Annotated in this window: 7 protein-coding genes and 2 pseudogenes; 3 read left to right on the top strand and 6 right to left on the bottom strand. The window is 38.8% G+C overall.

Translation table 11 applies throughout. The features are described from left to right. A pseudogene (locus tag ACP7AA_RS11660) lies at positions 1–593 on the bottom strand (transposase); the annotation flags it as partial. 75 nt (positions 594–668) lie between these two features. Continuing rightward, positions 669–1556: a LysR family transcriptional regulator gene (locus ACP7AA_RS11655; protein WP_426223648.1), complete on the bottom strand. Its 888-nt coding sequence runs from the start codon at positions 1554–1556 to the stop codon at positions 669–671. Positions 1557–1703: 147 nt separating this feature from the next. Here ACP7AA_RS11655 and ACP7AA_RS11650 point away from each other — a divergent pair, with 147 nt between their 5' ends. After that, positions 1704–2567: a DMT family transporter gene (locus tag ACP7AA_RS11650; RefSeq protein WP_426223647.1), complete on the top strand. Its 864-nt coding sequence runs from the start codon at positions 1704–1706 to the stop codon at positions 2565–2567. Between the two features lie 623 nt (positions 2568–3190). After that, positions 3191–3604, top strand: a complete 414-nt coding sequence (locus ACP7AA_RS11645; protein ID WP_426223646.1) for a PaaI family thioesterase — start codon at positions 3191–3193, stop codon at positions 3602–3604. 79 nt (positions 3605–3683) lie between these two features. On the opposite strand, the pseudogene ACP7AA_RS11640 reads toward ACP7AA_RS11645, so the two are convergent. From ACP7AA_RS11640 to ACP7AA_RS11630, 3 genes and pseudogenes are all read right to left on the bottom strand, one after another. Beyond that, positions 3684–3770, bottom strand: a pseudogene (locus tag ACP7AA_RS11640) (transposase); the annotation flags it as partial. 275 nt (positions 3771–4045) lie between these two features. Then, positions 4046–4624, bottom strand: a complete 579-nt coding sequence (locus tag ACP7AA_RS11635; RefSeq protein WP_426223645.1) for a PepSY domain-containing protein — start codon at positions 4622–4624, stop codon at positions 4046–4048. A gap of 181 nt (positions 4625–4805) precedes the next feature. After that, on the bottom strand, positions 4806–5435 hold the full coding sequence (locus tag ACP7AA_RS11630) for a DedA family protein (protein WP_426223644.1): 630 nt from the start codon (positions 5433–5435) through the stop codon (positions 4806–4808). A gap of 371 nt (positions 5436–5806) precedes the next feature. Between ACP7AA_RS11630 and ACP7AA_RS11625 the strand changes: the two genes are divergently transcribed. Continuing rightward, the gene (locus ACP7AA_RS11625) at positions 5807–6283 is read left to right on the top strand and encodes a CinA family protein (protein ID WP_426223643.1); all 477 of its coding nucleotides are present in this window, start codon (positions 5807–5809) and stop codon (positions 6281–6283) included. Here the strand turns inward: ACP7AA_RS11625 and ACP7AA_RS11620 are convergent. Beyond that, positions 6280–6960: a DUF421 domain-containing protein gene (locus ACP7AA_RS11620; protein WP_426223642.1), complete on the bottom strand. Its 681-nt coding sequence runs from the start codon at positions 6958–6960 to the stop codon at positions 6280–6282. The two genes, ACP7AA_RS11625 and ACP7AA_RS11620, sit on opposite strands and share 4 nt — an antisense overlap. Positions 6961–7349 lie beyond the last annotated feature (389 nt).

The following is a 7349-nucleotide window of genomic DNA, read 5'->3' as shown; positions in this document are numbered from 1 at the left end:
TTGTGGCGACGGCATTTGATGCCGTGTTCTTCTTTAATGCTTCTGACCATATATAGGCTAATATCGTGCCCTTGCTCTATCAGCTTTGCGTGCAGTCGATCAGCACCATAACGTGCTTTCGTTTCACTATGTGCCGCTCTGACAAGTAGCTCAGATTGGTTACGGTGTATCTATCTGTTGCTCACTGATATCACGACTCAGCCAGTCATAGTAGCTAGAATGCTTAACCTTTAGTACACGACACATAGTAGTGATACTAAAGAAGAGATCGTTGTTTTTGATAAAGGCGTACTTCACTAACTGTGCTTGGCAAAGTACGCCGTCGCCTTTTTTAATATCTCTCGTTCCTCTTCGGCTACTTTAAGCTGTCGTTTGAGCTGCTTTATTTCCTGAAGAGCCGTCATAAGATCAGGATCATATTGTTCTGTACCGATAAGCTTGCCTTGATTGGCTTTATTATGCCAATTAGATAAGGTCTGCATGGCGATGCCAAGCTGCTTTGCGGTCGCTGAGATATTGCCATTATTGTCTGCTATCTTCTTGACGGCCTCGGCTTTAAATTCGTCACTGTAGCTTCTTACTTTCTTGGTCATGATAAACTCCGATTAATACGCTTAGTTTACCAAGTTTAGGTGTACGGTTTCTTCAGCATAGCTCAGATTTCTTTACTAGCATTGAGATTCTAACCATTTAGATAGTTTAATAATATCATCCTGATTATTCTTTAATTCCTTGCAAACGAAGTAAAACTTATCCCCTGTTAGTAATTCATGCATTGGGATTCTAACGAGTGTCTGCTTATAAGATTTATATAGCATCATATAGTTGTTAACGAGGGTAACTCCCAGATTATACCGTGCGGCTTCTATCGCTAGTAGTACATGACTAAAATGATTTATCTTTATATCCTTCGGTAACTCAAATCCGCCTGCCTTACACCACCGCAGCCAATCCTCCGCTGTATTCTCACTTATATCTGTATACCTCACGGATAATATTGGATGCCGCCATAATGTATCAGGAAGTGGTTTATCTCTTATTTTCTCCCAAAGCTTTTGACCACAAACAGGATATAAAGTTTCAGAAAATAAAAACTTACTGATGAAAGCGTGTGGAGGGGGATTGACGGTAATATAACAATCGGCCCTTTGCTCATTATGATCAGACGGATGATTAACCATATCTAAAGTGAGTTCTATTTCTGGATACTGTCTATAGAAGTCTTCTAATCGAGGGATCAACCAATTTACTGCGACTGAACTGTACAGAGCTAAGCGTATATGCCCAGGTTTTCCATGCTTAATAATCTGACTACTATCTGAAAGAAGACCCAAAGCGCCACTCACATCTGTGAAATAACGCTCACCAACCTCTGTTAACGAAAAGGTCCGGCCTTGCCTGTAAAACATTGCTTCCCCAAGATACTTCTCAAGGATGCGTATTTGGTGACTCACGGCACTTTGTGTCACATTGAGGCTTTCTGCTGCTTTTGAAAAGCTGTTAAGCCGTGCAACGGATTCGAAGCACTGTATTGCACGCAGCGGTGGTAAATCCATGATTACCTCAGCTAATACTAAATATGTTTTATATCATTATACATCATAGCGTTACTTGAATATACTGCCTGACAGATCGTTAAATCAGCATGAACCCGTTGGGGTTTTAACAGTTTCTGAATTTAGAGTAGGGCGGGGAGGATAAGAATGCCAAAGATGAGTGTTGCATTTGCCATGACGCTATTGGTACTAGGAAATATCATTGCGGTCTTCTCGGATGCCTTGATAAAGGACTTGCCCTCTGAGACGGCGGTGTATCAGTTTATCCTGTTTCGTCAATTAACAGCGGTTTTAATGCTGTTGCCCTTTTGTTTAATCTATAAAAAGAGCAAGTTATTCAGTAATCTGAAATGGCACTTTGTCCGTAGTCACGTTTGGTTGTTGGGTGTGATATTCATGGTACTGTCTCTTCAAGCATTGCCCCTCGCGACTGCGAATGCTATTTTTTATGCAGCCCCTTTGTTTATATTGCCGCTAGGTTTTTTATTTTATAAAGACAGATTAACCTTTCCAACTATAGCGGTATCTATGTTAGGTTTTGCTGGTATCCTCGTTATTGTACAACCAAAACAGATTAATTTAGGGGCGGTTTTTGCGCTTATAGTGGCGGTAACCATGGCGATAAACAATCTCTTAGTTCGTAAGCTTCCACAACATCATTCTGTCTATCAAACGCTACTTTTGACCAATTTATTAGGAATCCCATTCGCGCTTGGTTTGGCTATTTGGGAGGGACAGCCATTTGACTGGCGCTCATTGATTACGGCCGCCAGTTCAAATGTATTTATTTTGATTTATGCGGGTATATGCGTACAGGTGTACCGACACATTGAAGCATACAAAGTCTCTAGTGCGGAATACTCAGGTTTACTAGGGGCGGTGGTGGTTGGAATCATATGGTTTAATGAAGTGCCAAATATGACTTTGTTAGTAGGGTCGGCGCTGATTATCCTACCTTTGATATGGCTTGCTACTCTTGAATCTATGAGGTTTAGACAAAAGATTGGGTAGGATAATTGTATGTCTTAAAGCTAAAATCTTTCTTTAAAAATCCCTCAGACTGGTGTTTGAGCGTGAGTATTTTAATTGAATGGACTATGTTTATAGCTAGTGTTTGGGCTATTGATCAAAGGGCTTTTATCAGCGTTGCTAGGGAACGCAGTATTCAGCTTGTTAGGTAATCGTCCCATGCATAATGCATTGAATTAATGGCATTAAGATGCATGGTTTGGTTTCTGTATAGGCGTAAAACCGCCATTACCCATGGGCGTTCATGATTGTAATGGTTTAATAAAATACGATTGATAGTACGATTCTTTATGTGGCACCCTTTAAGTTTGAAAAGCGCTATTAGGATAATCTTAATCAGTCAGGCATTGCTGCCTGACTCAAGTAGATCTGTCTCCGATATAGTCGGGACGGTTCACTTTCGAAGTTGAGAGTGGGATACGTGGTATGCTTTTATATCAATTATGGCTATGTCTGGTGATAGCATGCTTTTTTAGCACATCACCATGATTTTTAGCTCGTTTAAATAAATGTCTATTCTCTACATTCGACGATAGTAACAGACTACTGACCCTTGATGAGAAAGTCGGCTAGGTCATGAGAATAATTAGACTCTAGGATTATATATGTCAGCAACCAAAGAAGAGATAACTGCCTTTCTGGCATTAGAGTTTCCTCAAACCAAATGCATAGTTGAAGCAGTAGACGATAACAGTTCCATCTTATCGCATGATATTGGTAGAGATGAGTTGCGTCCAGGTGGGACCGTCTCTGGTCCTGTATTGATGAGCATTGCTGATGTTGCACTCTATGTAGCGATACTTGGTAAAATTGGTATTGTATCCTTAACAGTAACGACGAGTCTAACCATCAATTTTTTGCGTAAACCATCAGCAGAAGCACGTATCATTGCTGAGTGCACCTTACTAAAAGTAGGACGTACGCTAATCGTAGGCGAATTTTCCTTATACTCAGAAGGATCTAGTGACTTGGTTGCACATGTCGTTGGCACATACTCCATACCTCCTAAGCACGATTAAATGATTTATAAATACACACTGTTCAACACTATTTACAGTGTCGATAAATTACAGTGTCGATAAAGGATTGTATGAGCTACTTTTGAAAGTCTTTGATGTCATCAAAGCTATTCATGCTACCAGCCATTTGCCCGGCCAGTTTTTTAATGTCAGATTGAGTAGTCATTGCTTATTCTCCTGTTAGTGTATTATAAGCAGTTACATTCCCTTTAGGAGAGGCTCAAAATAGCTAAATCAAGTTGTTTTAGGCGCAATTTCAACAGTATATTATTGATTCAATTTTCTATAATCATCACAGCCATCCTAATCTGCACTAACACATTTTTATAGTGGCCGCTCTAAACCAAAAGGCTCTAAGCGAGATGGTGATGTCGCTTAGAGCCTTTTAGAAATCATTAGACATGGGTGCTAACTTATTTATCAGTTCGACTTACTGTAATATTAATCATCATTATCAGCTGCTTCTACTTGGCTACGAATAATCTTACCAGTCATGCTATCGACAACCACTTTATGTACTTGAGTGCCTTTAATAACCTCAATCTTATAGGCAGGTTTGCCAAAATCCATATCAAACCCTGCTTCAATAACTTTTCCTTTCACACTCTGGTTAGCCTTTTTTATTGCTTGGTTGAGACTGGTTTCAGACTTTTTCATGGCGTTATATTCTGCCATATCTTTTTTATCAAGCTTCTCTCGCTTACTGCTTAAAACTTTACCGCTATTTGCATCAACCTTTACTTCATATTCGGTATTACTGGCGACAATATTAATATCATAATCACCACCTGCTGAATGGTCATGTTGCTCAAAGTCAGCACTAACAACATCGCCTTTAATGGTTTTTTGAGCAATAACAATGGCTTGCTCAAGACTGATTTTACTTTGTGCCGCTGCTACGGCTTCACTGACTTGGCTATTTGTGATGGCAGTTTGTCCTATAGCGATAGCAGCAGTGCTGACGCCAGCAATACTAAGTACCATAATGATAGATTTGCTTAGAGTTGATAAGTTTTTCATGATGTTATCCTTTGTCTTTGAGTGTTTTTTATGACAGATGGGTTGTGCCATCTACTGTATTTATAATTTCAGTATAGGGAAGAAAACATAGGTGAAGCGTAGCGCTGGTTGAGGGTTACAGTAGCTGTATTTTATTTAAAAAAATCATTAAAATTTGGAAGTCAAATAAATCGGTTTTGTATTAAATATTATTACTACTATGCTGATCAGACAGTCGACGTTTAATAAACCAAACAATAATAATGACTATGGCAAGCAATAAGAAAACTTTGGAGTAAGGCGCTAACATAGTCGTAATGACCTCATAATTTTTACCTAAGTAAAATCCTGCTAGGGCCAATATTGTCGTCCAAATGCTAGATCCCAAAGCTGTTAATACTAAAAAAGAGGCCATTGGCATCTTATTCATCCCCGCAGGGATGGAGATCAATGAACGAATACCAGGTACCATGCGGCCAAAAAAGACCACTTTCTTACCATGTTTATCGAACCACGCATTGGACGACGAAACATCCTCAGACTTAATAAATACGTATTTTCCGTACCTTTCAGTAAATACCATTAAGCGTTCTTTATTGAACAAAGTTCCCAGATAATAAAGAGGTAATGCACCAAGGACGCTACCAAACGTACCGGCTACTATGATTAATAGTATATTTAAATCACCTCTAGCGGCCGAAAAACCTGCTGCTGGCATAATAAGCTCAGATGGTATAGGCGGAAAAACATTTTCAGCAAACATAGCGAATAAAATGCCGACATAGCCAAACTTTGCCATGATAGCCAGCACCCACTCACTCATTTGATGCATTAATTTACCTTATCTTGTTGATGACTGATTTCTTATTATAGTGGAATAAAGCGGATTCAAATTAAAGGTAATTTGTAACAATAGTTACTAATAATTATTTAGCGGTGTTCTAAAAAGTATACTGACATCAGACACAGTCATAATTGACATAATAGAATACCAAACCAAATACTTTAAAGTGATTATCGAGAAAAATAGCATGCCCTAATCTAATCAGATCACAGAACCTAAACTATTACCTATTCTACCTTTGCTAGTGCAAACCTAATTAAAAAAGACTGTTACGCAAATTCATCACGATATGAATTGAGTTTTTAATAGGAAAGGACTGTAATAGCCTTGATTGTTCTAATGTTGATATGGAGGGCGTTGTGACTAATAGCTGTGCAAAGTTGTTGGCAGATAAGCAATTAACCATAGTTTTTATTGAAAGTGCGACCGCGGGCTATCTAGCGCATCGCTTTTCTATGAGTCCTTATTCAGGCGATATATTAATGGGCGGCTTGGTATGTTACGACGTTGCGATAAAAAAGAACGTGTTAAATATATCAAGCCAATTAATTGCTGAGTGTACGCCTGAGTCACTAGAGGTAACAAAAGAACTGGTTAATAAGTCTAAGACAATGTTTGATGCCGACTTGCATGTCGCTTGTACAGGTTTATTAAAGCCTGGAGGCTCTGAAACGGAGGAGAAGCCTGTCGGAACGTTTTTTTATTGCATTGGTTATAAAGATGAACTTTATGATTTTCGCAGCATCTGTCAAGGCGCGCCTGAGCAAAAGCTAAGCAGCATCAATAGTCTTATTTGTAAGAGCATTATTGAGGTGGTAAACCGCCATACTGACTAATTTACAATCTTATTATTTAAAGCTTTAGCCCATCCTCTTGAAAGATGGCAGCGATTGCATTCTTCATTTGGCGCTGAAATACATTCGACATAACCGCAATGCACACAAGCATAGAGCTGACCATCCTTTATGGCTTTCGTAGCCTGAAACTCTTTAGGAAAAATGGGTAGTCCATACTGTGTGTCCTCGTGTGGAAATAACAATACACTAAACTCACCATCTGTTTCGAGCAATCCTACTTCCACTTGTCCTAAGTGACGCACGCCTTGTTGGCGCATCTCGCTAAAGAACTCATCGTGCGACATTTTACCTTTCTTGACATCTTCCATTATCAACATGCCATTTTCTACGATATAAGTAGGTTTGCCTTCTAATAACAGCTCAAAAAGCTTATGTTTTGTGCTGAACCACGTAAAAAGTCTATAGAGAAAAAGGACAAGGCTCATGATGAGCACCGCTTGGATAAGTGGCAGATCCTCTGTAAACATTGGATCACCAGCGATAGAGCCAAGTGCCAAAATTATAGTTAATTCGAAAATTGAAAGTTGGCGGATGCCGCGCTTACCTGTACTTCGTAATAACAAAATGATCAAGCAAAACATAATGGTGGTACGTATGACTATTTCTGCCGCAAAAGCCCATGTAGTGTCATAAATAAAAATACTTATCCAATCCATTTTGTTTTTCCTTGGTATGCACCGTATAGCTAAATTTATAGTGCCATGTGGAGAATTGGAAATGGCTTTCCCATATCTCCTAATGGCGATTGTACTATGACTTTAAATCCTAGGTATTTATAAGAACCATATGTTCTTTAAAAAAATATATGGCACACAAGCTAACAAACTCTTACCTTTCACCACGTGAAAACATTAAATTTGTCTGTTAGGTTTAACTTGTTAGTTGAGCGTTATTTTGGTTTTGGTTTCATAAAAGAATGACAGCAATAAATAATAAAAAGAGTAAATGGTCTGCGTTAGTACTTAAATTGGCTCAGCTCAATGACTGTATGATGGTTTCCTAGAGTTTTTTTAAATATTTCGATCTTAATTATAATAAGGATATT

Source organism: Psychrobacter sp. DWR1-2-3 (genome assembly GCF_049896465.1).
Classification (GTDB): domain Bacteria; phylum Pseudomonadota; class Gammaproteobacteria; order Pseudomonadales; family Moraxellaceae; genus Psychrobacter; species Psychrobacter maritimus.
This window is presented reverse-complemented; position numbering and strand designations above follow the sequence as displayed.

Excerpts from the sequence above, each read along its gene's own strand:
- ACP7AA_RS11655 (WP_426223648.1), bottom strand. The coding sequence starts at position 1,556 with ATGGATTTACCACCGCTGCGTGCAATACAGTGCTTCGAATCCGTTGCA.
- ACP7AA_RS11650 (WP_426223647.1), top strand. The coding sequence starts at position 1,704 with ATGCCAAAGATGAGTGTTGCATTTGCCATGACGCTATTGGTACTAGGA.
- ACP7AA_RS11645 (WP_426223646.1), top strand. The coding sequence starts at position 3,191 with ATGTCAGCAACCAAAGAAGAGATAACTGCCTTTCTGGCATTAGAGTTT.
- ACP7AA_RS11635 (WP_426223645.1), bottom strand. The coding sequence starts at position 4,624 with ATGAAAAACTTATCAACTCTAAGCAAATCTATCATTATGGTACTTAGT.
- ACP7AA_RS11630 (WP_426223644.1), bottom strand. The coding sequence starts at position 5,435 with ATGCATCAAATGAGTGAGTGGGTGCTGGCTATCATGGCAAAGTTTGGC.
- ACP7AA_RS11620 (WP_426223642.1), bottom strand. The coding sequence starts at position 6,960 with ATGGATTGGATAAGTATTTTTATTTATGACACTACATGGGCTTTTGCG.